Below are 25,190 nucleotides of genomic sequence, written 5' to 3'. Positions count from 1 at the left end.
TTAGTTCACATTATTAATTACATCATTTAGCAATTCTTCGTAAATTTTTTCATATTTTTGAATATCACCAGCACCCATAAAAATGACAACTGCATCGTGATAATCCAATAATGGAGACATATTTTCAGCTTTAATTAATCCACCATTTTTAGTAATCTTAGCTTCTAAATCAGCACTAGAAACTTTACCCGCTTTTTCACGAGGTGAACTATAGATTTTAGTAATATAAACATCGTCTGCTTTATTTAGACTTTCAGCAAATTCATCTAAATAAGCAATAGTTCGACTAAAAGTATGGGGCTGAAAAACAGCAATAATTTTTTTACTTGGATATTCTTGTCTTGCAGCATCTAAAGTAGCATTAATTTCTGATGGATGATGAGCATAATCATCAATAATGGTCATATCACCCACTTTTCTTTGAGCAAAACGACGTTTAACTCCACTAAATGTTTCCAATTCTTGTTGTACTTCATCTAGATTATCATGTTCAAAGTATGAAACTGCGATAACAGCAAGTGAATTCAATACATTATGTTCACCGTATAAGTGAATTTGGAATTTACCCAAATTTTTACCACGATATTCTACGTCAAATGATGAACCAGAAGTACTACGAGTAATGTTAGTAGCTCTAAAATCATCATCTTCATTAGTACCGTAATAATAAATGGGTACATTAGCAGTTAAATCTCTAAGGTTTTTATCGTCACCCCAAGCAAAAATACCTTTTTTAGTTTGATTTACGAATGTTTGAAATGCACTTTTTACATCTTCAATACCAGTATAATAATCCGGATGATCAAAATCGATATTAGTCATAATCGCATAATCAGGTTTAGTTGCTAAGAAATGTCTTCTATATTCATCAGCTTCATAAGCAAAGAATCTAGCATTAGGAACTCCCTTACCAGTACCGTCACCAATTAAAAAGTCAGTTGGAGCAATTCCTGATAAAACATGTGATAAAAGACCAGTTGTACTGGTTTTACCGTGAGCTCCACAAACGCCAATACTTGTATGTCCTTGAATCATTTTACCTAAGAATTCATGATAACGATAAACCTCTAATCCCATTTCACGTGCTTTTTTAATTTCAGGATGATCATCGTTAAATGAATTTCCAGCAATAACAATTAGACCCTCATGGATATTATTTTCATCAAAAGGCAATACCTTGATTCCGGCTTGTTCTAGACCTCTTTGTGTAAAAGTATACTTTTCAATATCAGAACCTTGAACTGTGCATCCCCTATCGCGAAGAATTCTGGCCATTGCAGACATCCCTGTACCTTTAATACCTACAAAATGATATGTCTTACTTGTATCCATAATCTAAACGCCCCTTTAAGTTTTCGTTAATTTAATAATAGCAAACTTTAAATAATAAAGTTAATAAAATTATTAAATGTTTAGTTTTTTATAATCTTTCTCTGTTAAATATACATCTCTAGGCTTAGAACCATGCTGCCCAGAAACATAATTATTCTGCTCTAAATTATCAATCAAGCTTGCTGCACGATTATAGCCAATTGAAAAGACTCTTTGTAATTTAGAAGTTGAAACATTATCTTCTTTAGAAATATATTTTAATACTTGTGGCATTAATTCATCTTGTTGTTCCACTTTATTAACATGTTTTAAAAGTGATTCTGGTTGGAAAGCATACTTAGGTTGGCCTTGCTTTCTAACTTGGCTAGTAATATTTTCAATTTCTTCATCTGTAACAAAAGTTCCTTGTAATCTAATTGATTGACTAGCACCGCTACCTAGATAGAGCATATCACCTTTACCTAATAATCTTTCAGCTCCAGCATTATCAATAATCGTTCTTGAATCAACTTGACTAGAAACCATAAAGGCAACACGAGTTGGAATATTATTTTTAATTGTACCAGTAATAATATCAACACTAGGTCTTTGAGTCGCTACAATCAAATGAATTCCTGCAGCTCTAGCCTTTTGGGTAATTCTAACAATATAATCTTGAACTTCACTTGAAGCAACCATCATTAAGTCAGCCAATTCATCAATCACAATCAAAATATAAGGAATTTTTAATCCATACTCACCATGTTCTTCTGCCATTTTATTAAATTGTTCAACATTTCTGGCACCAGAAGAAGCAAGTTTTTCATAACGTTCATCCATTTCTTTGACTGCCCATTTTAAAGCAGCTGATGCTTGTTTAGGATCAGATATAACTGGTGAAAGAAGGTGTGGCAAATTATCATATGGGGCCATTTCTACAGCTTTAGGATCAATTAAAATCATTTTTAGTTCAGCAGGAGTAGCTTTGTAAAGTAAAGAAATTAACAAACTATTTAAGAAAACACTTTTACCAGATCCAGTAGCACCGGCAATTAATCCATGTGGCATTTTACGAATATCAGTCATTTGTGGTTTGCCAGTTAAATCAACACCTAAAGCTACTGTTAGTGGATCTTTATTGTTTTTAAATTGTGGTGTGTCCAATACTTCAGATAGCATAACTGGTCTAGGATGCGGATTAGGAATTTCAATTCCCACAGTAGTTTTACCTGGAATTGGTGCTTCGATTCTAATGTCCTTTGCCGCTAGAGCCATTTTCAAATCATCTGTTAAGTTAGTTATCTTACTTACTTTAACCCCCAACTGTAGTTTAACTTGGAACTGAGTTACTGTAGGTCCATTTGTCCAATCCACTACATTGGCATTAACATGAAAAGCACTGAGCGTTTCATCTAATTTTTGAGCCTGACTCTCAATCCAATCATCTAAACTATCATCATCAACATTCTTTGGTTCAGATAATAAATCCAAACTAGGAAATTGATATTTACTATCATCATAAACAGTTTCTTCAGACTCATCTTTTTTATCATTAAATAAGGACAAATCTTTTTGAGCATCCTGCTCTTCATTAATAATTGAAGATAAAGAATGTCCTAATACTGAATGCTCTTCTTTATTATCATTAACTTCTGCATCTTTGCTATTTGAAACTTCATTAGTAGACTTTGATTCATCAGAAGGATTTTCTTTGTTGTTTTTATCTATCACTTCAGAATCTTTTAGATTATTAACGTCATCCGGTTTAGCAGCAACAAATTTTTTCCCATCACTTTCAATATTTTTCAAATACTCAAAATCATTAGCATACAAATCAACATATTTACTATATGGTGTTTTATTGTCTTCTGTTTCAGGTTCTATTTCTGAATCATCATCTTCATTATCAATTTGTTCTTTATCGTCATCATTTATAGAAATCAAACTGTCATTAGAATCATTATTTTCATTAATATCGTTTTCTTGATTAGCAATAATCGTATTATCATCGTTTTGAATTTTTTCTTTGATGGGTTCAATGACATCTTCATTATTATCATTATCAAAAGTAGGATTTTCATCTGATAAGGTTTCAGTTGAATTGTCGTCATCTTCATTAGCAGATTCTTTAACAATTGATTCCGATGGATCATAGTTATCTAGGTCAATTGCACCTTCATCATTATCCGCATAAACAATCAAGTTATCTGAATTAACCTCCAAAGACTGCTTAATTTTTAAATAAGGTAATGAAATTTTTAGTTTATAATACGGTTCACTACTACCTAAAAATTCTTGCTGCTTAGTAGGTTTGAATTCAGCAGCTCTTTGCGCAATTGGATTGTCACTTGTATCTACATCAGACTGTTTTAAATCTTTTTTGCGATTATAATTATGCTTTTTGTTTTCTTTGATCTTATTTATATGTCTATTTTCTTGTTTTTTGGTATTGATGCGATACTTTCTGTAAAAAGCAGGTCCATCATAATGTTCCATATAACTTTCATCCTCAAAAATCAATATTATTTTATGTACAAAAGAGGAAGAACTCCTCTTTTTATTTATTCAAACAAAGTGGATGCATTATCAAAATCAAATTCAGATCCAACTTCATAATTATCAGGTAAAATTAAAGCTCCCGGTTTTTGTGGTGCATTCGGAATATGAAGTTCACGTCCTGAACAAATCATTCCATTACTATCTTCACCTTTTAATTCACCAGGAAAAATAATTAACCCATCCGGCATCATTGCACCAACTTTGGCAACAACAACTTTAATGTTTGCTTGCATGTTTGGTGATCCACTAACAATTTGTAAAGATTTACCATCATTAACTTCAGTTTCTGTTATTTTTAAATGATCTGACTTTGGATGATCACTTACAGACTTTACATAACCAACTACAAATTTGGGGTCATCATCTAAAACAATATTATCAGCTAAATTCTGTGCCTTTAAAGCATCATTTAGTTTGGTAACGTCATCAGCATTCAAATCAATTTGACCATTCATATCAGTTAACTTAGGTAAAATATGGCTAGCATTCAAAAAATTGTAACCAATTATTTCACCATTATCTGTTTCAGAAATAGTAACTATATCGTTCTTGTACTCTACATTTTGTTCACCAGTTGTTTCACCTAAAACAACAACTAAAATATCGCCATTTTGTTTAGGATTATAACTTGCAATTAACATTAAATCTTACCTCTCAATATTTAATTTAAAGAATCAATGAATTCTTCAACTTGTTTTTTAGTTTTTCTATCTTTGTTTACAAAACGGCCAATTTCTTCACCGTTATTGAAAGCAATAAAACTAGGAATACCCATTACACTTAATTCAGCAGCTAAATCGATATTTTCATCACGATCAACAGTTAAAAATGTGTATTCTTTATATTCAGCTTCAATTTCAGGCATCGCAGGCTTAATAAAAGAGCAATCGGGACACCAGTCAGCGGTAAAGAATAGAATATACTTGCCACTATCAATTTTATCTTTCAATTCATTTAAGTTCATTTTTGGTAATTGTTCCATTAATAAACACTCCTTATAGTTTAATGTTGTTATATTATAACTTATAAATTAGAAAATGTTATCTACTTTGATTATAATATAACTTAGTAATAATAAATCGGAGGTAATCATAATTTCAAACAATAAATTATTTTATACAGGCTTGCTAATTGGAAGTATTGCAACCAGCTTCTATAGTAACCAACTCTATAAAAAATATAAGGTTCAATCCATAATTAACAAAAAGATTCAAGATGCAAAAAGTAATTTTAATAATGAAATTTATGGATATTGGATTTTTAAAAAGAAAAATGAATACATTGGATCAATTAACATTAAGATAGACAATAAAATCATTGAACATCCCTTTAAAATTGATAATAAGCTTATGTTTAGATGGCAAGAAGATTAAATCGATAATTTAATCTTCTTTATTTTTATCAAAATATGCCACTACCTTATAAATTGGTCCTTTAGCACTAAATTTATGTTCATATTCAGTTTCAATATTATCATCATTATATTCACTATTGTGTAAATCTAAAGATAATAAGTCAAAATACATACCATAATTATTAAAAGTTATTATAGAGTATTCAAATAAGCCACGATTATCTGTTTTAAAAATAACGGGTGCATCTTTTTTCAAAACTGTTTTATAGCTATCTAAAAATTTAGGTGAAGTTAAGCGTCTTTTAGCATGACGCTTTTTAGGCCATGGATCAGAAAAGTTCAAATAAATAGCATCTAACTCATGTTCATCAAAAAATGTATCAATACCAGCACCGTCGGTATGAACCATTTGTAAATTAGGTAACTCAGACGCAACAACTTTTTTTAATGCAATCGCAATAACGGTTTGTTGAATCTCAATTCCCAAAAAATTAATTTCAGGATGTTCTTTAGCCATTTCAACAATGAATTGACCTTTCCCTGTTCCAATTTCTACGTGAATTGGTTGATCTTTTTCAAATCTGGTGGCCCATTGGCCCTTTAATTCTTCAGGATTATCAACGATATATTCTGAATGATCTTTAATAAAATCATTTGCCCATGGTTTATTTCTAACTCTCAAATTTTCTCCTCCTATAAAAAATGGTCAAAACTTTTGTTTTGACCATTTAATTGCCAAATTAATTGTCGATAAAATACTATCTTTTATTCTAAGGTTTATTGTCCAACTACGTCAAGATAGTATTAAATTTTTAATTTAGCTTTATTAACTTTTTTATTGATATAAAATTTTGTGAGCAAGTATAATTCAATCGTGTCTAGAACTATTAAAATCAACGACGTCATAATATTATTGCTAAAAATAGTAGCAACAAAAAATAACAATATTGTTAAAATCATTAGCCTATTAATAATACTAGTAAAACTAGCTAATTTATTTTCATCAGATATTGGATAAATATAAGTAAAAGCATTGTCGTCAAAATTAGAATAATAAGGAATGATTTGAAAAACAATTAAATAAATAAATAACAAACTTAATAAAATAGCCAAGATTGAATTATTTATAAATAATATTAATATTGTTCCAATTAAAGTTAGTCTAATATATAAACCACTAACCTCTTTATCTCTAAAAATGCCTCTTACATATAAGTAAGCAAAAACATTGTTATTATTAAATAATGATAATAATGGATCTAAATATTTACGGCGCTTAACTTTACCTTCTAGCATTGGAACTTCAGTAAACATATTGAAGAATTGATAAATACGATGCATTCGACTATTTTCATTCTCAATTACCTTATTCCAATTAATAGACATATTACTACAATTATTTTTTACGAATACTAGATAAAAAGCTATCAAGATAGAAACAATTAGTGAAATGATTCCTGAAATCCAAATTAGCATATAAAAAGTCAATATAGGTATAACAATTTTAAAAATAAAATTGCGCTTTTCACTATCTTGTCTATAAATATTAATAAAAGAAACGTTCATAATAATATACTTATTTAAAAGTAAAATTATTAACATAAAAGCAGCGTATATGCCACTAAATTTTGAAAAAGTAACTGCTACAAATGGTAATAAAATAATCCACAATAATATTTGAATAATAGAAGCCATTAAATAACTATATCTCATTGCTGATTTAAAATATTTATAAAAAGATTGTTCTTTTGGCATCAAAAATACATAATCAGCCTTCTTTATAAAGTCAGCAAATCCACCAAGTTGTACAGAAATAAACATAACTAGTAAAACTAACGGTTGACTCCACCAAAGGCCCTTAGGAAGATGTTTAAGTGCCATTGAATACTCATAAGCTAATCCACCAAAACAAAACATCAAAGCGATTACAAAAAAATCATTAAATACATATCTTAAATATTTAGTCATTTCAATTAAATGGGCACCAAGACGATGTTTAAAAAGACTATTCATTATTTGATTCCTCAGCTAATTTTAGATAAATATCATTTAATGAACTTTCGTCATCACCATATTCTTTTTTCAACGCTTCTAAGTTACCTTCTGTTCTAACTTGCCCATTATGAATTAAAACAAATCGATCACAAAAGCGCTGTGCAGTATCTAAAACATGAGTAGACATTAGAATGCTACTTCCTTGCTTTTTTTGATTATTAATTAAATTCAACAAATCATTAACTGCTAATGGATCCAAACCTAAAAATGGTTCATCAATAATAAATAATTTTGCATTAGTAATGAAAGCACAAACAATCATCACTTTTTGACGCATTCCTTTGGAAAAGTTAATCGGGAACCATTCTAATTTATTATCTAAGCGAAACATTTTTAATAATTCTTTTGCCCTCTGCCAAGCTTCATTTTCATCTAATTGATATGCCATAATGGTTGTTTCAATATGTTCTTTTAATGTTAGTTCTTTATATAAAATAGGAACTTCAGGAATATAAGCAATCTGCTGCTTATATTTATTAATGTCTTTATCGATTGCAGTTCCATTAATTTTAATGTCTCCAGAAAATGGAGTTAAAATACCAATAATATGATTAATAGTAGTTGATTTACCAGCACCATTTAATCCTATCAAACCAACTAGCTCACCATCTTTGATATTAAAAGATATGTCCTTAAGTACAGGAATTTGTGAATATCCCCCTACTAAATGGGAAACTTCTAATGCCATATATTATCACCCTTAAAAAACATTTTATTATATTGATTATATCATAATTTAGACAAAGTTATTTTAAGGTTATTTTATGTTATTATTGATATTGTATTGTAAATTAGAAAAGGAAAGGAGATTTTAATATGGATGATTGTATTTTTTGTAAAATTGTTAAAAATGAAATCCCTAACTACACTGTTTATGAAGATGATGTAGTAAAAGCTTTTTTAGATATCTCACAAACAACCCCCGGGCATACCCTAGTTGTTCCTAAAAAACATGTAAAAGACATTTATGAGTATGATACAGAAATGGCCGAACAAGTTTTTGCTAGAATTCCTAAAATTGCTAGAGCAATTAAAAATTCTGCTCCAGATATTAAAGGAATCAATATCATTAATAATAATGGTAAAGTTGCATCACAATCAGTATTTCATTCTCATTTTCATTTAATTCCTAGATATAGTAATGATGATGGATTTTCATTAAACTTCTCAGATAATTCAAATCGCTATAATGAGGATACTTTGACCCGAATTCAAAATAACATTTCAAAACATTTGGAGGGTTAATGATATGAAAACCTTTTTAAAAATATTAGGTGTGTCTGCTGCTGGATTTGCTACATATTTATATGTAAACAAGAAAAATCCTAGCAGTTTTATTAAAGATATATCAAATAATACAAAAGGATCTTTAGACGATTCAAGAAAAATTAATGAATCTAGAAAAGATTTACAAAAAAACATTCAAAAATTACAAGGTGAATTAAAAAAATCTACTCCAATTTTTGAAGGTATGCAAAAAGATATAAGTGATTTCCAATTTAAGATAAACCCTAGATTAGAAATGATTCAAAAAAGAATCGATCATTTACAAAAATAATAGATGTAAGTTTTAGTCCCCTCTTAATTTTATTAGGGTAAATATGTTATAGTTGAAATTGGTCGTGTTTAATCACAATTTATTAAAAATTTTAGAAATGGATGTGTTAATTTTATGAATAAGAAATGGTTAGTCGGTATTGCCGGTGCCTTAATGAGTGTTTCATTAGTTGCATGTGGTAGTAAAACTGTTGCAGTTACCAATGGTGGTAAAATCACTCAAAGTGAATACTATAGTAGTATGAAAAACACTGCTAACGGTAAAACAGTTCTACAACAAATGATTTTAGATAAAGTATTAAACAAACAATATGGTGATAAAGTATCATCTAAAGATATTAATGCTCAATTTAACCAAGCTAAAAGTCAATATGGATCACAATTTGACACATTATTACAACAACAAGGTTATACAGAACAAACTTACAAAGATACTCTTAAATCACAAGCACTATTACAAGCTGCCATGAAAGCTAATATTAGCTACTCAACTAAAGACTTAGAAAAACAATTTAAGTCATTTGAACCAAAGATTACTGTTAATGAAATATTAGTTTCAGACAAAGAGACTGCTAATAAAGTTATTGAACAACTTAATGATAAGAAGGGTAAAAACTTCTCTGAATTAGCTAAAAAGTATTCTAAAGACACTACTAATAAAGATAAAGGTGGTCGTGTAGATGCATTTGACAATACTGACACAAGTATTGATTCAGCATTCAGTAAAGCTGCTTATAAGTTATCAAACGGTGAATACACTAAGACACCTGTAAAGACTAAGTCTGGATACCAAATTATTCAAATGGTTAACCATCCTAAGAAAGGATCTTCATACAAAGATCATATTTCTGAATTGAAAGAACAAATTGCTAAGACTAAGATGCAAGATCCTACTCTTCAAAAAGAAGTTGTTTCTAAAGCACTTAAAGATGGTGGAGTTGAAATCAAGGACAAAGACTTACAAAACATTTTAGCTTCTTTCTTAAATAATAAATAATTTAATTAATTATTAAAAAGGATTCCCTTTTATAGGAATCCTTTTTTTGTGCTATTTTTTATTTAAACTCAAAATTATTGATTTATCAAAATAATCTAAGACATCATGATTACAAGTAACGTAAATAACTTGTAATGATTTACTAATATCCTCTAAAAGCTTAAAAGCATTATTAGAACGATCAATATCAAATTCAGAAAATCCATCATCAATAATAATTGGTAATTTATAATCACGACCAAAAACTACTGATAAAGATAGCAGTAATGATAAATATAGCTGTTCAATCGTTCCCCTGGATAATTCCCCAATATCAAACTGAGTTTTATCATTTCTAGTAACTTTTAACTTATTTTTAAAGTATGTGATTTTAATATAGTTATTGTTTGTTAAAGTTCCAAAATATTCTTGGGCTTTTTGTTGAAACAAAGGAATTCGATCAGCAGTGGCTATATTAAGCGCCTGGTTAATCCAATTAAAAGATAATTTAGTCGTTAGCCACTCATCTACCAAGTCATTAATTTCTGCTTCAAGATTAGCTTTTTTTTGTTGTAATTCTTGATAAGTTCCATTTTTAGTTAGTTCATCGATATTAACTTTAACCTTTTCAGCTTTTTGACTATTACTTAATAAGTGTTGCTGTTTAGTATTTTGTAAGTCTAATTTCTTTTTTAAAGCTTCATTTATATCTTCTTTATTTTTAAATGATTTTAATTTATTAATTTCATTATCATCTAATTGGCTTTTTATATTTTGACGCTGATTATTAATTTGAATCGCTTTGTGTTGATTGTTCATTTCATAATCAAATTCAGATTGATTATTTACCGAACGAACTGAAAAAAACTTGTTTATTTCGGTTGTTATTTCAACATTAGCTTTAACAAGTTCATCTTTTTTTAATAAATAACGATTTAAATCTTCTGAATATCGTTTATTTTCATCAATTAATTTATTATTTCTGGTAATAAATTGATTGATATTAGATAAGTTTTGATCATAATTATCACCTAAACTTAAATAATTTTTAGAAAATTTCCATTGGCTAAAATAATTTTCAATTTTAGATAATAATTCATTAATATCCTTACTATAATCATTTACATTATTATTTCGATAATTATCATCTAAAATAAACCAGTTATCAATATTATTATCTGAAAAGTTATATTTAACTCGATAAGAATTAATTTTTTCATTAATTCTACTCTGATAGTTTAATTTATTTTTATTACTATAATAAAGATATCCAGAAATAATAAATAAAGCGATACATAATAACTTAAGTGTCCCAGGCAATAATAATAAAATAACCCCTAAAGCGATTAAACTAATAATCAATTTATTGTTTACTTTAACTGGATTATTATTTAATGCTTTCTGTAAATCGGTAATATTATTTTTATCATCTTTAGTTATCGGTAAAGGATTACTACTTAAACTGTCATGAGTTTCTTTTAAAATTTCTTGCTTAACTTTCAAAAAACTATTTAAATCATTTATTTTGTCATAATTATTGAATAATTCATTAATTTTATCTTGATTTTGTTCATAAAAAACAAGTTCAGAATCTTTGTTTATTTTATTTTGTATTTCATTAATTTGATTATCTAAAATATCTATTTGATTTTTATTTAACTTAATAGAATTATTCAATTTATATAATTGATTTTGAGCATTATTATCAAATCCATCCTTAACCTTAATTGGCTTCAGATCAATTAACTTCTCATATAATGGCCATTTACTTTTATGATTTTTAAGCTGATCAATTTCTTTATTAAGATTATCTATAAAATGCTTTAAACTAATATTTTCTTCGTTGATAGAATTAAATTGTATCAATAAATTTTTATAATTATTTAAAGAAGACTTACTTTCATTTATTTTTAATAATAAATTATCATATGATTTAAGTTTTTGATTTAGAGGTGGCTTTCTTCCCTTTGGGGCATATAAATTTCTAGATTCTTTATCTAATTGGGCGCGAATATTTATCCAATCACTACTACCCACAAAACCTACTTTTTGAATTCTTTCAATTAAATCAGTATCACTTAATTTGGTAATATCCTTAATATTTATATCACCAAAATAGAATAAATTTTCAAAAGTTGGACGATCAATTGGGCCTAATATATTCTTTAAAACATCGTTATCTGTATCACATTCATTATCCAAGTCATAAATACTTAAATCTCCACCATACTTACCAGCAACTCTTTTTATAATAAAATTACGGTTATCTTCAGTCTTAATAGTTAAGCTACCACCATAAGCGTTGCTATCTTTGGGGATATATTGGCTATATTTATTGCCACGACCATTTAAATATCCAAATAAGATTCCTTCAATTAAACTTAGCAGAGTTGTTTTACCAGATTCATTATTTCCGTATATTAACTGTAAATTGTTCTTATTTAAATCAAAAGTAACATCATGCCATTTACCATATCCGTAAATTTCTATCTTATTAATTTTCATTATCTTCATCCTTATTACCTAGTATTTTAATTTGAGATTCTTGATATAAAATATTAGGTATATCATCACTTAAATGTTTTTGTATAAAATCATATTTATTTAAGCTTTGAGCTAAATTAGATACCTGGTCATTATTAAAAGTATCTTTTGCTGCTTTTTGCCAAATTTCATCATCAATTTGTGAAACAATTTTTTTATTCACAATAACTTTAATATCATATATCCAAACATTTAAATTTTGATATTCTTTTTTTAAAGTGTTTTGGATTCTAATCAGCAATTCATCTTGATTGATTATATGTTGGTAATTATCAACTTTTAATTCTAATTGAAGTAAATGCATTTTAGGATAATTAAGCTTATATAATTTATTCATTAAATCAGTAATAATTGTATCGAAATCATCTTGAGTTAATTTAATTTTTAAAGCATCCCAGATAATAACTGAAGTTTCTTCAAAACTAATATCCAGCTGATTATTTTTTTCATTGACCAATAAGTAACCTTTTGGACCTGATTCTTTTTTATGACGGCCCTGAATATTTCCAGAATACATAATAGGTGGATTATCATTTAATTTCATACGTTTATGAATATGACCCAAAGCCCAATAATTATAATTTTTACTAATTAATTCCTGTAGATTAAAAGGTGCATAATTATCGCCTGTATTTTCTTCACTTCCATGAAGCATCCCAATTTGAAAATCAACGTCTTGTTTTAATGGATATTTATTAATCATCTTTTCATTAATCCAGCGATTAGAGTAACTAAAACCTGTAATGGCAATTTTTTCGCCATCAAGATCAAAAGTTGTCGTTTCAACTTCATTTCCAAATACGTATACATTATTTGGAAAATCAAGCTGATTATTATCAATATTTAAATAATCATGGTTTCCAAAAATTATAAATACTTTTATATTCTGTTCATTTAATTTCAAAAGTTGATTGTAAAAGAATTCATAAGTTTTAGGAGTTTGCGTATCACGATCAAATAAATCACCAGCTAATAAAATAAAATCAACTTTTTCTTCAATTGAATTTTGAACTAATTTTTCAAATGCTATAAAAGTTGAATTGTAAATGTATTCCCATAAATCATTGGGAATATAGTCACTTTTTAAGCCTTCAAAGGGGCTTTCTAAATGCAAATCTGCGGCATGAATAAATTTCAATATACAATTCTCCTTAAAAAAACGTCGTATCACTAATATATTAATGATACGACGTTTACTATAATTTGGCCAATTTCTATTGGCCGATAAATTTCTTAGCACTATCAAACAAACTACCAGCACCGTTTTTAATACTATCAAATCCTTTTTCAACGTTGTTACTAAACTTACTTGCACCGTCTTGAATACTGTTCCAAATTCCAGAATTAGATTTGTTGTTTGTATTAGGATGATCATCATCATATTGCGATTGAGCATCTTTTACGGAGAAATTGTTGTTTCCGGTAGTTGGTAATATTTGTTGCATTTCATTTCTAAATAACGGACCAACACCATTACCACTCAAGTTTTCTAAATGATGATTACTGTTAGTAGTATCAAACCCTTCCCAAGTAGCAACCACTACCTTAGGTGTATAACCAACAATCCATTTATCACGAGTGGCATCTGAATCACCAGTATTATCAGCCTCAGTACTACCAGTTTTACCAGCAATTTGATATCCATATGGTTTGGCATCCACTCCAGTACCATTGTTAAAAACACCTAACATCATACTAGTCATTTGTTGAGCAACCTCTTTAGACATCACCTTTTTAGATTCATTTTGATCATTGTTTACAATAACTTTTCCTGATGAATCAACAATTTTTCTAATATAATGTGGAGTCGTCATATTTCCATTGTTGGCAAATGCAGTATAGGCTCCCGCCATCTGTTGTGGTGAAACTCCCTTAGACATTCCACCTAAAGCTAAGGCTAAATTTTTATCTTTTTTGGTGACAGGTAAACCAAATGATTTTACAGAATCATAACCGGCTTCCACCCCAATTTTATTTAGTAACCATACAGCCGGAGCATTCATACTTTCTGCTAAAGCTTTATACATAGGTACCTTACCTGTATAAACTCCGCCATAATTTTTAGGCGTATATTTATTTTTACCATATGATTTTTGTTCATTCACTAAACTTGAATCATAATTATAACCATTTTGTAAAGCAGGCGTATAAACAGCTAATGGCTTCATAGTTGAACCCGGTTGTCGTTTAATTTGAGTAGCACGATTATATCCTCTAAACACATGTTGACCTCTTCCACCAACAACTGCATTAACCCCACCATTTCTAGGATCTACAGCAATTGAAGCTGCTTGTACCTTCGTACCATCAGAAGCATTACTAGGAAACATACTGTCATTTTCAAAATTATTCTGCATGCTACTTTGTTGGCTTTGATTTAAATTAGTATAAATTTTATAGCCACGATTCATGATATCTGATTCAGATAATCCATATTTATTAATAGCCTCATCAATTACAGAATCAAAGTAATATGGATATTTATAACCGTTTTTGTATTGATAATCATTCACAACTCTAATTGGCGTTTTCTTCAAATTATTTGCAGTGCTTTGATTTAAATTGCCGTTTTCAACCATTAATTGAAGAACCGTATTTCGACGCTGTAAAGCCCAATTAGGATGATCTACAGGATTGTATTCACTTGGATTAGTTAACATTCCAGCTAAGACAGCTGCATCTTGAATTGGTAAATCTTTAGCATTCATCCCAAAATAACGTTTAGAAGCATCTTGGACACCATAAACGCCATTGCCAAAATATGCATTATTCATATACATAGTTATAATGTCTTTTTTAGAATATATATTTTCAACTTGAATAGACAAAAATAGTTCTTTTAGTTTACGACTAAATGTCTGTTGCTGAGTTAAATATGCATTTTTAACTAATTGCTGAGTTAAAGTACTCCCACCTCCGCTAATATAGTTTAGATGCATTAATTTATTTTTAGCCACCGATAACATGGCTCGAGCAAATCCCTTTGCTGAAAATCCATATTCATGATAAAAATTATGATCTTCAGTCGATAAAATTGCCTTGGGTAGACTAGCAGAAATATTCTTATATCCAACATAAGTGCCTTTTTGTGAATATATATTTCCTGCCTTATCATTAGAAGCATCATATATAATTGTTGATTGTTCTAATGAAGACTGTAAATCACGCACATTAGTAGTTTTAGCAATATAAGTACAATAAGCACTAACCACAAAAATTAAAGACAAAATACAGACAATGATTAATCTAGTAATTTGATATTTTTGCCATATAATTTTAAATTTTTGCTTAGTAGTATATTTTTCTTTCATATATTAAGTTTTCTCCTCCAAATAGTAGGAAATTATAATACTTCTATTTTACCCCAAAAGAATAATCTATGGGCAAAAAGAGCACAATTTAACGTATGTTAAACTGTGCTCTTTATTATATTACATTTCTTCAGGAGATTTAACACCTAATAGACTTAATGATTCTTTCAATACAATTGATACAGATTTAACTAGAGCTAAGCGAGCATCTTTTTGATCATTATCTTCAAGGATCTTAGTATGAGCATAATATTTGTTAAATGCCTTGGCTAGTCTCAATGAGTATTTAGCAATAACAGAAGGTTCAAATTCTGCACAAGCCATTTTAACTCTCTGTGGAAAGTCATTAAGTAGTTTAATAACATTCCATGATTCAGCGTCGTTCAATTGTTTCTTAGAAGCAGAAAAGTCAGTGTTACCTGATTTTCTTAAGATACTTTCTGCACGGGCACGGGCATATTGAACATAAGGACCTGTTTCTCCTTCAAAGCGAAGTTGATCTTCAAGATTAAAGTCAATATTGTTAATTTTTTCATTTTGTAGGTCACCAAAAACAATTGCTCCAACCCCAACTTCTTTGGCAACTTCATCTTTGTTAGGTAAATCAGGATTCTTATCAGCAATTTGTTTTTTGGCGATTTCAATAGAATCATCTAACACTTCATCTAGTAAAATAATTCTTCCAGATCTAGTAGATAATTTTTTACCATTAACAGTAATTAATCCAAATGGAATATGATGTAAATCTTTAGCTGAAGGAACTCCCATTTCAGTTAAAACAGCCTTTAATTGTTTGAAGTAGTATGTTTGTTCAGATCCAACAACATATAAATTCATAGCTGGCTTGTATGTTTGGTCTCTATAAATTGCGGTTGCAATATCTCTAGTGATATATAATGAAGCACCATCACTTTTTAAGATTAAAGCAGGGTTTAGATTATATTTATCTAAATCAACAATTGTAGCTCCTTGTGATTTTGATAGTAGACCTTTTTTATCAAGGTCATCAACAACACCCTGTAATTTATCATTATAAAAAGCTTCTCCATTATAAGTATCAAATGAAACACCTAATTTTTTGTAAATCTTTTCAAATGCATCAATTGAAACTTCGCGGAACCATTTCCATAACTTAGTAGCTTCTTCATCACCATTTTCGAGCTTTCTAAACCAATCACGAGCTACATCATCCAATTCAGGTTTTTCTTTGTCTACTTTATGAAACTTAACATAATATTTAACTAAATTATTGATTGGGTCTTTTTTAACATCTTCTTCATTACCCCACATTAAGTAAGCAGTAATTAATTTACCAAATTGAGTCCCCCAATCACCTAAGTGATTATCTTTTATAGGTTTATAACCATTTTTAGTTAAAATATTAGCTACAGAATTACCAATTACAGTTGATCTTAAATGACCCATTGAAATAGGCTTAGCAATGTTAGGTGAAGACATATCAATAGTAACGTTTCCACCTTTACCATCATTATTTTTTCCATAATCATTTTTTTCTTTTAAAATAGTTTCGATAACATTAGCACTATATTTAGATTTATCTAAAAAGAAGTTAACGTAAGGACCAGCTGCTTCAACATGATCAAAATTTTCTTGATTAATTTTTTCTACAATATCAGTAGCAATTTGTTGAGGGGCTTTTCTAAATTTTTTGGCTAAGATAAACGTTGGAAAAGCCAAGTCACCCATCGTTGAATTTTTAGGACGTTCAATTTTATTTACAAGGTCTTCGGCTTTTAATTCACCATCTAAAGCATCAGATAGAGCTTTAGCAACTAATTCTTTATTTTCCATTTTATATTTCCTCCAATAAAAAAGTCTCTTACAGTAAAACAACTGTAAGAGACGAGATAACCCGCGGTACCACTCTAATTGATATAAAATATCCGCTTATTTTATTATAAAATATTCTAAAAAGTACGAATTCAATATGCATAACCTTCGGCTTACACCATTTCCAAAGTCGCTAAATATTAATACATACTTACTAATCTTTTATCGCTGAATACTAATATCTACTTAAAAAGTGATAAACACTAAGCGGGTAACGGGAATCGGACCCGCGACTTAAGCTTGGGAAGCTTATATTTTACCACTAAACTATACCCGCAGATATAAACTAATTATATCATACGTTGCAAAATTGTGCATTGATAATTAAGTGGTTTGTTTTTTAATTAGTTTTGCTTGCTTTTTACTTACAATTGCTCTTTGGTTATATTCATTAACTACTATGTCATCATCTTGATGATGTTCATTAATTAGTACCATTACTGAGTTTTCATAAATTTTATCAATAGTTCCAGAAAAATCATGTTTTAAATAGCCAAAACGTGGAGCAGCAATATAATCTCCAATTTTTAGTTCAGCCATATACATTCACCTCTTGATTAATAATTTTGTGTTATTGATATTATCAAACAAGTAATGCAATAGCAAGCATATTTTTCCATAAATATTAATTATTTATTTTCTTCAAATTTTTGATTAATAAAATCAGCTGAATACTGTAATTTTTCCAATTCTTCTTTAGTTAAATCCAAATTAATTTGTTTTTCAATCCCATTTCTGCCAACGATAGCGGGATAAGATAAATAAACACCATATTCTTTGCGATAATTAGAAACTACTAATTCTGTTTTAGAATCTGACATAATGACGTTAGCTAATTTAACAGCAGCAGTAGCAACGCCATAATTAGTATAAAATTTACCTTGGAAAACTGTGAATCCACCATCTCTAGCATCTTTATCTAAATTTGCTAAGTCCAAGCCATTTTCTTTAGCCAATTTAGTAATTGGTTCATCAAAGACTTCAACTGTCGACCAAGCAGTAAATTGTGAATTACCATGTTCACCTAAGTTGTAACCTTTAACTGATCTAGAATCAATATCTAATTTAGCTGCAACAGCGCGTTTCATTCTGGCAGAATCGAGTAGTGTTCCAGTTCCAATGACATGTTCTTTTGGCAAATCAGTTTCTTGTTGGTAAATAGATGTAATAACATCAACTGGATTAGTAATTGCAACAATTAAACCATTAAATCCACTATTTTTAATTTTAGGGGCAACTTCTTTAACAGCTTTCACATTATTTGATAGTTCAGCAAAACGGTCATTACCATTTGCCTGTTTAATTAAATCAATATTACCTAAAGCAGAAATAATAACATCAGCATCTTTTAATAAAGAATAGTCATTAATAAAAATGTTAGTGTGAAATGGTAAATTAGGCATTGCATCTTCAAAATCTAATGCATCAGCTTTAACTTTACTTTCATTTTTATCAATTAATACTAAATCATCAGCAAATCCATTTGCTACAATATAGTGAGCCACAGTTGATCCAACATGACCCATCCCAATAACACCAATTTTTCTTGTCAAAACAAACCACTTCTTTTTTATTTTTTTATTATACTAACATTAACTTTTTGAAACTGCAATAATTCAAAGGTCTTATGGTAAAATTATAAAAAAGGAGGCGCTATTTTATGCTAGTATCGATCGTATATATAATATTAGGTATCTACATACTTAATATCATAATTGGGCTAACAAGACTATCGGCTAAGAGAATTATTCAGTGGCTAATTTATACTCGAATAACTTATATTTTACTTTTTATGTTCAACATTATTTTAGCATTTAGAGTTTTTCATAATAATAATATTGAAGCATTAATTACAGTCCTACTAATAGTAAGTTCGTCAATTATGGTCGAAATAAATTATTCTAATAAACAACGAAGCAGTCTAAAAAACATCAATGTAACTCTATTAATAATAAGCATTTTAGCTTTAATAATTTTTAATTTAATCATTGTATTAAAATAGCGATACTTTCTTAATTTTGAAAGTATCGCTATTTTTATAATTTACGATTGTTTAAAGCATTATCAATAGTCCGATCAACTAATACTGATTGAGCATCTATTACTGGATAGTTATGATCAGCAGCCCTTTCTTGAGCAACTGAAAGTTCAGTACATCCAAGTATAACAACATCACAATTTAGCTCATTAACCATTTCTTCCAAGATATGATGATATAAACTAACATTTACTTTATTTTGTTCTTTAATATACTTATAAATCAGTTCCATCGTTTCATCTTCAATATGCTTGGTTGGTTTTACCAAATCATAATTACTTTTATTGATTTCCACATCATAAATACCATCATAAATAGTACCACGAGTTGCTATCAATCCTACTTTTTTTGCATTAGGATAAACATTACTAATTTCTTTCACTGCTTCTTTAGGCATGTGTAAAATGGGAATATTAGTAGCAGCTTGTAACTGATTGTAGAAATAGTGAGCAGTATTACAAGGAATTACAAAGAATTCCGGATTGAGCTGACTTTGTTGCTTAATATCTTCCAGCAAAGGTATCAATGGATTAGGTTTTGAATTATCTAAAATATATTCAGTTCGATCAGGTATTGTTGAATGATTTACTAATATATAATTTAAATATTCTTGATCAGAATGAGCTGGTGTTCTTTGATTCAAAACATGAATGTAACTTTCAGTTGCTTCAGTCCCCATTCCGCCAATAATCGAAAAAAACTTTCTCATAAAATCATATCCTATTTATTTTTAAAATATGTTTGGAAATTTTTAGCGTAAATATGCTTCATCCAAGTTACTAACATCCAACGCTTAAAGTTACGATCTTTATCGTACCAAAAAGTCGTACCAAATTGTCCTTTATTGATAAGTTCTAAAGCATAATCTTTATCTGAGTTATCCTTGGCATACTTTTTGAATACTTCTTTACCAACACCTAGCCATAACCAGTATTTAGATTTATCCTTGTTAGCATAGACGGTTTCTTTATCTTTTAAGCTATCAAAAGCATAATCTTGAACAGCCCAATCGGCAAGATTGTAGCCATTTAAACTAACAAAGAAACTACTTCTACCTTGTCTTAAATTGATTTCAAATAATTTAAACGAATTATCCCTGATATCATATTTCATATCAAAATTAGCATAACCTGTAAAATTAATTTTTTCTAAAAAGGCTTTAACCATTGAATATAATTTTTCATTGTATTCAGGTAAAATGGCTACATAGTTTCCAATTGAAGATGGTGAAGGATCTTCTAGTAACGGATGACCTAAACACATCATTTTGACTTCATGGTGCTTATCAACATATGCATTTAAAGTTCTCATATTACTATCATCACCAGGAATAAAGTCTTGTAAAATCAAATCAGATGTGTAGCCATTATCATAAATTTTACCAACAATATCTTTAAATTCCTCTTCAGATTTAATAATAAAGGCTTTTTTACGACCTTCAAAATGAATATCTAACCATTCAACACTATTAGTAGGTTTTAAAGCTACCGGATAACCAAAAGGTTGTTCAATATCATCATTACTTTCGTAATCTTTTTTACTAATAATTTTTGTTTTAGGATAAGGTAAACCGTATTTTTCACATTCTTGATAAAAGTTTTCTTTACTATTTAGTTTCTTAATTAATGTGTAGTCAACATATGGACAAACAAAAATATCATTCAATTCATCTTTATGCTTCGATATTAACTCAGCATAACCATCACCACAACCAATCAAAATAACTGGTTCTGGATGTTTAGCATATTCTTGCTTTAATTTAAGCATTTCTTCAATCCATTTTGGATCTTCACTAAAACCATCAATTAAAGATAAATCAACAATTTTAGTATATCTGGTAGGTGCTAATGCTTTTTCAGCATATGCTTTAACTGGTTGACCATATTTTTCATAGAGAGATCTGGCCATCCCATAAGCATTAAAATCACTACCTAAAAGTACTACTGTAAAATCAGATGTATTATTACTCATTTTCTAACCCTTTCAAAACATTTTTAACTACAACGGAGTCAGTTTCGTAAGGAGTATCAACACCGTTGATTTTTTGGTAAGGATCGCGTCCCTTACCAGCTATCACTATAATGGAATTGCTATTTCCTGACAAAATTGCTTGCTTAATTGCCATCCGACGATCTAATTGGACATGCACATCAACTTTACTGTGATCGATGTATGAATCAATTTCTTCAATAATATCCTCAGGATTTTCAAAGGCAGGATCATCGGTAGTAAGAAATGCCTCATCAGCATTTTCAGTTAGTGCCATCCCAAAACCTTTCCTACGGTCCTCGCCCTTATTTCCAGGACTTCCTACAACTACAATGACTTTTCCATTTGGATTACCCTTTTTCAAAAAGCTTAGCAAGGCATGCATGCTTGCATAGTTATGGGCATAATCAACATAAACGAAACCGTTTTGGTTTGCATTATAAGATTCCATTCTACCAGGAACGAAAACTTTTTCTAGACCATTTTTGACATCTTGAGCATCAGCTCCAGCTAACGCAGTAGCAATTATAGCTGATGTTGCATTTGATTCATTGTAGTCTCCTGCAACTGCAATTCGATATTCACCTGATAAATTCATTTTTGCAACTTTTTCATTATTTGGTAATAATTTTATTTTATTATCATTAATCGTGTCAGCAACACTATCAAAGATAAAGTCTGGGTGACGATTATCCAATAACTTTTTGTCATGGTCACTAAAAAGATAAATATTTTCAGGTTCAGTCGTTGCTTTTGCCGCATTATAAACATCTGAAAAGTGGTCAGTATCTGCATTAATAATACAAGTATCTGAATTAACTAACAACTGCTCCTTACAATGTAGATAGTCAGCAAAAGTTGGATGTTCATTTGGTCCAATATGATCAGGGGATATATTTAAAAATAATCCAATATTATATTTTAATCCATAAACCCGATTTTTTTTATATGCTTGGGAAGATACTTCCATCACCATATGAGTCATCCCATTATCAACAGCTGTTTTCATATATTTGAAAATATCTAAAGATTCAGGAGTTGTTAAATGAGATTTAAATTTTTGATCAGATTGATTTCCTAAAATAGTATCAATTGTTGATAACAAAGCCGTTTTTTTATTAGTAGTATAGTCTAAAATGCTTTTAGCAAAATAAGATGATGTTGTTTTACCTTTAGTACCGGTATAAGCAATAATAAATAAATTATTTTCAGGATAGCCATAAAAAGCAGCACCTATAATAGACATTGCTTTTTGTACATCAGTAACAATAATTTGGGTTAATCCATTCCCCTCATCATATTGCTTTTCAGAAACATATCCAGACGCTCCTGAATCTTTAGCCATACTTAAATATTGTGTTTTAAAGTTTCCCTTGCAGAAGAATAATGCATTTTTTTTAACATTTCTAGAGTCATAAGTTACATCATGAAAGGTATCATGATCTCCAATAACAATTTTTTTCAATAAGTTATGTTCAGATAAAATTATTTTTATTTCATTAATTCCAAGTGACATTAAAATTCATTTCCTAACATCAAAATTTAAGCTTGTAATTCTACTTTGTTAATTGTATCTGCATCAGTATCTTCTGGGAAGTAAACTTCATACCATAAGATAAACAAGTAAGGTGTCATAATCTTTTGCATACTAGACTTACCCTCATCATGTTCTTTTAGGATTCTCATTAATTCATCTGTATTAAAGAATTTTTGAGCTACATCTGAAGTAAATGCACGAACAATTCGTTTATGGAATTTTGGTTCTCTAATCCATGAAGCAATTGGAGATGGGAAGCCAAGTTTTTCTTTCATTGCAACCTTTTCAGGTAATGCATTCTCAGCAGCTTTTCTAAGTGAAATCTTAGTTCCCTCATTATTTATACGAGTTTTAATTGGCATAGTAGATGCAAATTCAGCAACCTCTTTATCAACTAAAGGAGTTCTAACTTCTAATGAATTAGCCATACTCATACGATCAGCCTTTTGCAAAATATCAAATGGAAGCCAAGTATTAATATCAAAATATTGCATTTGAGTCATTTCGTCTTTATCTTTAACTTCATCAAAAATATGTTTTGAGTAAGCACCTGAATCTCGATTCAAACTTTGATCCTTTAATAAACGATTTCTATCATCATAATTAAAGACATAATTTACACGATAATAACGTTCACTTAGAGGTTGAGCTCCACGAATTAAGAAACGACGTCCATGGAATCTTGGCATTTTAGTAACCATTTTAGCTAATGTATTTCTGATAAATCCAGGTACATATTTTTGATATCTTTCAAATGGCTTAGCTTCAAGATAAGTGTTATATCCACCAAAGAATTCATCAGCACCTTCACCAGATAATGCAACTTTAACTTGTTTTCTAGTTCCTTTAGCTAAGTAGAATAATTGGATAGCAGATGGATTAGAAAGAGGTTCATCCATGTAATACATCATTGTTGGCAAGAAATCAAAGTAGTCTTCATCAGTAATTTTAATTGGTGTATTTTCTTGACCAATTTGATTAGCAAAATCAGTAGACCAGGAAAGTTCACTATATTTTGAATTATCAAAACCTAAAGAAAATGATTTGATAGGTTTTAATTTAGATGCCTCATTTAATACATAACTAGAATCTACACCACTAGATAAGAAGCTGCCAACTTCAACATCAGCAACCATATGTGCTTTAACAGAATCCTTTACAAGTCCTTCAATCTTTTTAGCATCTTCTTCAACATTTTGTGAATTATCGATGTGGTCATAATTAAATTGATAGTAACGATGAGTTTCTGTTTTTTTGCTATCAATATGGTGAATAAAGTATGTACCAGGCATTACTTTATATACATTTTTAAACATAGTTTCTTCTGATGGAATAAACTCAAAACTTAAATGGATTGGTAACAAGCTAATATTTAATTGCTTATTAAACGCTGGATTACTTAAAAATGATTTTATTTCAGATCCATACATAAAAGCATCCCCATCATCATAATAATATAATGGTTTGATACCAAAATGATCACGGGCACCAAAAACTTCATTTTTAGCTTTGTCATAAATAACAAAAGCATACATTCCACGAAGCTTTTTCAATAATCCAGAACCCCAAGCTTCATAACCACGAATTAAAACTTCTGAATCAACATCAGTTTCAAATTCGTATCCTTGATCTTGTAATTCTTTCCTAATTTCTTTATAGTTGTAAATTTCACCATTAAAAGTTAAAACTTTTTTTTGATCTTTACTAAATAAAGGTTGGCCACCATGAGCTAAATCAATAATTGATAATCTTCTAAATCCCATTGATACATTTTCATCTTGAAAATATTGTTCATCATCGGGACCACGATGCTTAATTCGATCAGCCATTTTACTGATAGTATCGCTAGGAACGTCTTTTTGATTTACATATCCACAAAATCCACACATGTCGATTTTTCCCCTTTTCATTAAACATAATTAATTTTTTTATAGGTTATTTTATTTTTAATTTGTTACTAATAATATTGTACCAAAAGTTCAGTCATATAGACCACAAATCATAAAATTTCTTGTTTAATAATATTTAGTACACAAACTATTATTAAGTATAAACGTATATAGCAGTCTGTAAAGAATAATATTCTTGATTTTAACTTAATAAATTGT

22 protein-coding genes and 1 tRNA gene are annotated in these 25,190 nt (G+C 29.1%); 5 read left to right on the top strand and 18 right to left on the bottom strand.

Annotated features, from left to right (window positions below; translation table 11 throughout):
- From murC to MOO46_RS01330, 4 genes are all read right to left on the bottom strand, one after another.
- Nucleotides 1-1,332, bottom strand: coding sequence for a UDP-N-acetylmuramate--L-alanine ligase (gene murC, locus MOO46_RS01345; RefSeq protein WP_249511238.1), 1,332 nt, complete (start codon nucleotides 1,330-1,332; stop codon nucleotides 1-3).
- Nucleotides 1,333-1,404: 72 nt separating this feature from the next.
- On the bottom strand, nucleotides 1,405-3,807 hold the full coding sequence (locus tag MOO46_RS01340) for a DNA translocase FtsK (RefSeq protein ID WP_249511237.1): 2,403 nt from the start codon (nucleotides 3,805-3,807) through the stop codon (nucleotides 1,405-1,407).
- A gap of 65 nt (nucleotides 3,808-3,872) precedes the next feature.
- Nucleotides 3,873-4,511 carry a YtpR family tRNA-binding protein gene (gene ytpR, locus MOO46_RS01335; RefSeq protein WP_249511236.1) on the bottom strand — a complete coding sequence of 213 codons (639 nt, stop codon included), beginning with the start codon at nucleotides 4,509-4,511 and terminating at the stop codon, nucleotides 3,873-3,875.
- A 20-nt stretch (nucleotides 4,512-4,531) separates the two neighbouring features.
- Nucleotides 4,532-4,852 carry a thioredoxin family protein gene (locus tag MOO46_RS01330; protein ID WP_249511235.1) on the bottom strand — a complete coding sequence of 107 codons (321 nt, stop codon included), beginning with the start codon at nucleotides 4,850-4,852 and terminating at the stop codon, nucleotides 4,532-4,534.
- Nucleotides 4,853-4,994: 142 nt separating this feature from the next.
- On the opposite strand from MOO46_RS01330, the gene MOO46_RS01325 reads away from it, so the two are divergent.
- A complete protein-coding gene (locus MOO46_RS01325) occupies nucleotides 4,995-5,243 on the top strand; it encodes a hypothetical protein (protein ID WP_249511234.1) in 249 nt (82 codons plus the stop codon).
- Nucleotides 5,244-5,252: 9 nt separating this feature from the next.
- Here the strand turns inward: MOO46_RS01325 and trmB are convergent, their stop codons facing one another.
- The 3 genes from trmB to MOO46_RS01310 form a co-directional block, all read right to left on the bottom strand.
- The gene (trmB, locus tag MOO46_RS01320; RefSeq protein ID WP_249511233.1) at nucleotides 5,253-5,906 is read right to left on the bottom strand and encodes a tRNA (guanosine(46)-N7)-methyltransferase TrmB; all 654 of its coding nucleotides are present in this window, start codon (nucleotides 5,904-5,906) and stop codon (nucleotides 5,253-5,255) included.
- Nucleotides 5,907-6,028: 122 nt separating this feature from the next.
- Complete coding sequence (locus MOO46_RS01315) at nucleotides 6,029-7,237, bottom strand: ABC transporter permease (protein ID WP_249511232.1); 1,209 nt, start codon at nucleotides 7,235-7,237, stop codon at nucleotides 6,029-6,031.
- Nucleotides 7,230-7,967, bottom strand: a complete 738-nt coding sequence (locus tag MOO46_RS01310; RefSeq protein ID WP_249511231.1) for an ABC transporter ATP-binding protein — start codon at nucleotides 7,965-7,967, stop codon at nucleotides 7,230-7,232. Before MOO46_RS01310 ends, MOO46_RS01315 begins: the two co-directional genes overlap by 8 nt.
- A 128-nt stretch (nucleotides 7,968-8,095) precedes the next feature.
- Between MOO46_RS01310 and MOO46_RS01305 the strand changes: the two genes are divergently transcribed.
- From MOO46_RS01305 to MOO46_RS01295, 3 genes are all read left to right on the top strand, one after another.
- Nucleotides 8,096-8,524, top strand: a complete 429-nt coding sequence (locus tag MOO46_RS01305) for an HIT family protein (RefSeq protein ID WP_249511230.1) — start codon at nucleotides 8,096-8,098, stop codon at nucleotides 8,522-8,524.
- 4 nt (nucleotides 8,525-8,528) lie between these two features.
- Nucleotides 8,529-8,837: a hypothetical protein gene (locus tag MOO46_RS01300; RefSeq protein WP_249511229.1), complete on the top strand. Its 309-nt coding sequence runs from the start codon at nucleotides 8,529-8,531 to the stop codon at nucleotides 8,835-8,837.
- A 114-nt stretch (nucleotides 8,838-8,951) separates the two neighbouring features.
- The gene (locus MOO46_RS01295; RefSeq protein WP_249511228.1) at nucleotides 8,952-9,833 is read left to right on the top strand and encodes a peptidylprolyl isomerase; all 882 of its coding nucleotides are present in this window, start codon (nucleotides 8,952-8,954) and stop codon (nucleotides 9,831-9,833) included.
- 51 nt (nucleotides 9,834-9,884) lie between these two features.
- On the opposite strand, the gene MOO46_RS01290 is transcribed toward MOO46_RS01295, so the two are convergent.
- From MOO46_RS01290 to MOO46_RS01260, 7 genes are all read right to left on the bottom strand, one after another.
- Nucleotides 9,885-12,317 carry an ATP-binding protein gene (locus tag MOO46_RS01290; RefSeq protein WP_249511227.1) on the bottom strand — a complete coding sequence of 811 codons (2,433 nt, stop codon included), beginning with the start codon at nucleotides 12,315-12,317 and terminating at the stop codon, nucleotides 9,885-9,887.
- Nucleotides 12,307-13,494 carry a metallophosphoesterase family protein gene (locus tag MOO46_RS01285; RefSeq protein WP_249511226.1) on the bottom strand — a complete coding sequence of 396 codons (1,188 nt, stop codon included), beginning with the start codon at nucleotides 13,492-13,494 and terminating at the stop codon, nucleotides 12,307-12,309. The genes MOO46_RS01290 and MOO46_RS01285 overlap by 11 nt, the downstream gene beginning before the upstream one ends.
- Before the next feature lie 76 nt (nucleotides 13,495-13,570).
- The gene (locus MOO46_RS01280) at nucleotides 13,571-15,667 is read right to left on the bottom strand and encodes a transglycosylase domain-containing protein (protein WP_249511225.1); all 2,097 of its coding nucleotides are present in this window, start codon (nucleotides 15,665-15,667) and stop codon (nucleotides 13,571-13,573) included.
- 120 nt (nucleotides 15,668-15,787) lie between these two features.
- Entirely contained in the window at nucleotides 15,788-17,479 is a 1,692-nt protein-coding gene (argS, locus tag MOO46_RS01275) for an arginine--tRNA ligase (protein WP_249511224.1), read from the bottom strand.
- A gap of 245 nt (nucleotides 17,480-17,724) precedes the next feature.
- Nucleotides 17,725-17,795 (bottom strand) — tRNA-Gly (locus tag MOO46_RS01270).
- A gap of 47 nt (nucleotides 17,796-17,842) precedes the next feature.
- Nucleotides 17,843-18,058, bottom strand: a complete 216-nt coding sequence (locus MOO46_RS01265; protein WP_249511223.1) for a DUF2187 domain-containing protein — start codon at nucleotides 18,056-18,058, stop codon at nucleotides 17,843-17,845.
- 89 nt (nucleotides 18,059-18,147) lie between these two features.
- On the bottom strand, nucleotides 18,148-19,071 hold the full coding sequence (locus MOO46_RS01260) for an L-lactate dehydrogenase (protein WP_249511222.1): 924 nt from the start codon (nucleotides 19,069-19,071) through the stop codon (nucleotides 18,148-18,150).
- A gap of 107 nt (nucleotides 19,072-19,178) precedes the next feature.
- On the opposite strand from MOO46_RS01260, the gene MOO46_RS07925 reads away from it, so the two are divergent.
- A complete protein-coding gene (locus tag MOO46_RS07925; RefSeq protein ID WP_396121407.1) occupies nucleotides 19,179-19,520 on the top strand; it encodes a DUF1516 family protein in 342 nt (113 codons plus the stop codon).
- A 34-nt stretch (nucleotides 19,521-19,554) separates the two neighbouring features.
- Here MOO46_RS07925 and MOO46_RS01255 read toward each other — a convergent pair whose 3' ends face one another.
- Genes MOO46_RS01255 through asnB form a run of 4 tightly spaced genes read right to left on the bottom strand, consistent with a single transcriptional unit; the run spans nucleotide 19,555 to nucleotide 24,971 of the window.
- Nucleotides 19,555-20,265 carry an aspartate/glutamate racemase family protein gene (locus MOO46_RS01255; RefSeq protein ID WP_249511221.1) on the bottom strand — a complete coding sequence of 237 codons (711 nt, stop codon included), beginning with the start codon at nucleotides 20,263-20,265 and terminating at the stop codon, nucleotides 19,555-19,557.
- Between the two features lie 11 nt (nucleotides 20,266-20,276).
- On the bottom strand, nucleotides 20,277-21,527 hold the full coding sequence (locus MOO46_RS01250) for a carboxylate--amine ligase (RefSeq protein WP_249511220.1): 1,251 nt from the start codon (nucleotides 21,525-21,527) through the stop codon (nucleotides 20,277-20,279).
- Nucleotides 21,520-23,061, bottom strand: coding sequence for a UDP-N-acetylmuramoyl-L-alanyl-D-glutamate--2,6-diaminopimelate ligase (locus MOO46_RS01245; protein ID WP_249511219.1), 1,542 nt, complete (start codon nucleotides 23,059-23,061; stop codon nucleotides 21,520-21,522). Before MOO46_RS01245 ends, MOO46_RS01250 begins: the two co-directional genes overlap by 8 nt.
- 26 nt (nucleotides 23,062-23,087) lie before the next feature.
- On the bottom strand, nucleotides 23,088-24,971 hold the full coding sequence (gene asnB, locus MOO46_RS01240) for an asparagine synthase (glutamine-hydrolyzing) (RefSeq protein WP_249511218.1): 1,884 nt from the start codon (nucleotides 24,969-24,971) through the stop codon (nucleotides 23,088-23,090).
- Nucleotides 24,972-25,190: the final 219 nt, after the last annotated feature.

The sequence above is a fragment of the Apilactobacillus apisilvae genome, assembly GCF_023380225.1.
Lineage (GTDB): Bacteria > Bacillota > Bacilli > Lactobacillales > Lactobacillaceae > Apilactobacillus > Apilactobacillus apisilvae.
Note: the sequence above shows the minus strand (reverse complement) of the source record. Positions and strands in the feature narration are given on the sequence as shown.

Coding starts and splice junctions, on each gene's coding strand:
- murC (WP_249511238.1), bottom strand. CDS start 1,332: ATGGATACAAGTAAGACATATCATTTTGTAGGTATTAAAGGTACAGGG.
- MOO46_RS01340 (WP_249511237.1), bottom strand. CDS start 3,807: ATGGAACATTATGATGGACCTGCTTTTTACAGAAAGTATCGCATCAAT.
- ytpR (WP_249511236.1), bottom strand. CDS start 4,511: ATGTTAATTGCAAGTTATAATCCTAAACAAAATGGCGATATTTTAGTT.
- MOO46_RS01330 (WP_249511235.1), bottom strand. CDS start 4,852: ATGGAACAATTACCAAAAATGAACTTAAATGAATTGAAAGATAAAATT.
- MOO46_RS01315 (WP_249511232.1), bottom strand. CDS start 7,237: ATGAATAGTCTTTTTAAACATCGTCTTGGTGCCCATTTAATTGAAATG.
- MOO46_RS01310 (WP_249511231.1), bottom strand. CDS start 7,967: ATGGCATTAGAAGTTTCCCATTTAGTAGGGGGATATTCACAAATTCCT.
- MOO46_RS01305 (WP_249511230.1), top strand. CDS start 8,096: ATGGATGATTGTATTTTTTGTAAAATTGTTAAAAATGAAATCCCTAAC.
- MOO46_RS01300 (WP_249511229.1), top strand. CDS start 8,529: ATGAAAACCTTTTTAAAAATATTAGGTGTGTCTGCTGCTGGATTTGCT.
- MOO46_RS01295 (WP_249511228.1), top strand. CDS start 8,952: ATGAATAAGAAATGGTTAGTCGGTATTGCCGGTGCCTTAATGAGTGTT.
- MOO46_RS01290 (WP_249511227.1), bottom strand. CDS start 12,317: ATGAAAATTAATAAGATAGAAATTTACGGATATGGTAAATGGCATGAT.
- MOO46_RS01280 (WP_249511225.1), bottom strand. CDS start 15,667: ATGAAAGAAAAATATACTACTAAGCAAAAATTTAAAATTATATGGCAA.
- argS (WP_249511224.1), bottom strand. CDS start 17,479: ATGGAAAATAAAGAATTAGTTGCTAAAGCTCTATCTGATGCTTTAGAT.
- MOO46_RS01265 (WP_249511223.1), bottom strand. CDS start 18,058: ATGGCTGAACTAAAAATTGGAGATTATATTGCTGCTCCACGTTTTGGC.
- MOO46_RS07925 (WP_396121407.1), top strand. CDS start 19,179: ATGCTAGTATCGATCGTATATATAATATTAGGTATCTACATACTTAAT.
- MOO46_RS01255 (WP_249511221.1), bottom strand. CDS start 20,265: ATGAGAAAGTTTTTTTCGATTATTGGCGGAATGGGGACTGAAGCAACT.
- MOO46_RS01250 (WP_249511220.1), bottom strand. CDS start 21,527: ATGAGTAATAATACATCTGATTTTACAGTAGTACTTTTAGGTAGTGAT.
- MOO46_RS01245 (WP_249511219.1), bottom strand. CDS start 23,061: ATGTCACTTGGAATTAATGAAATAAAAATAATTTTATCTGAACATAAC.
- asnB (WP_249511218.1), bottom strand. CDS start 24,971: ATGTGTGGATTTTGTGGATATGTAAATCAAAAAGACGTTCCTAGCGAT.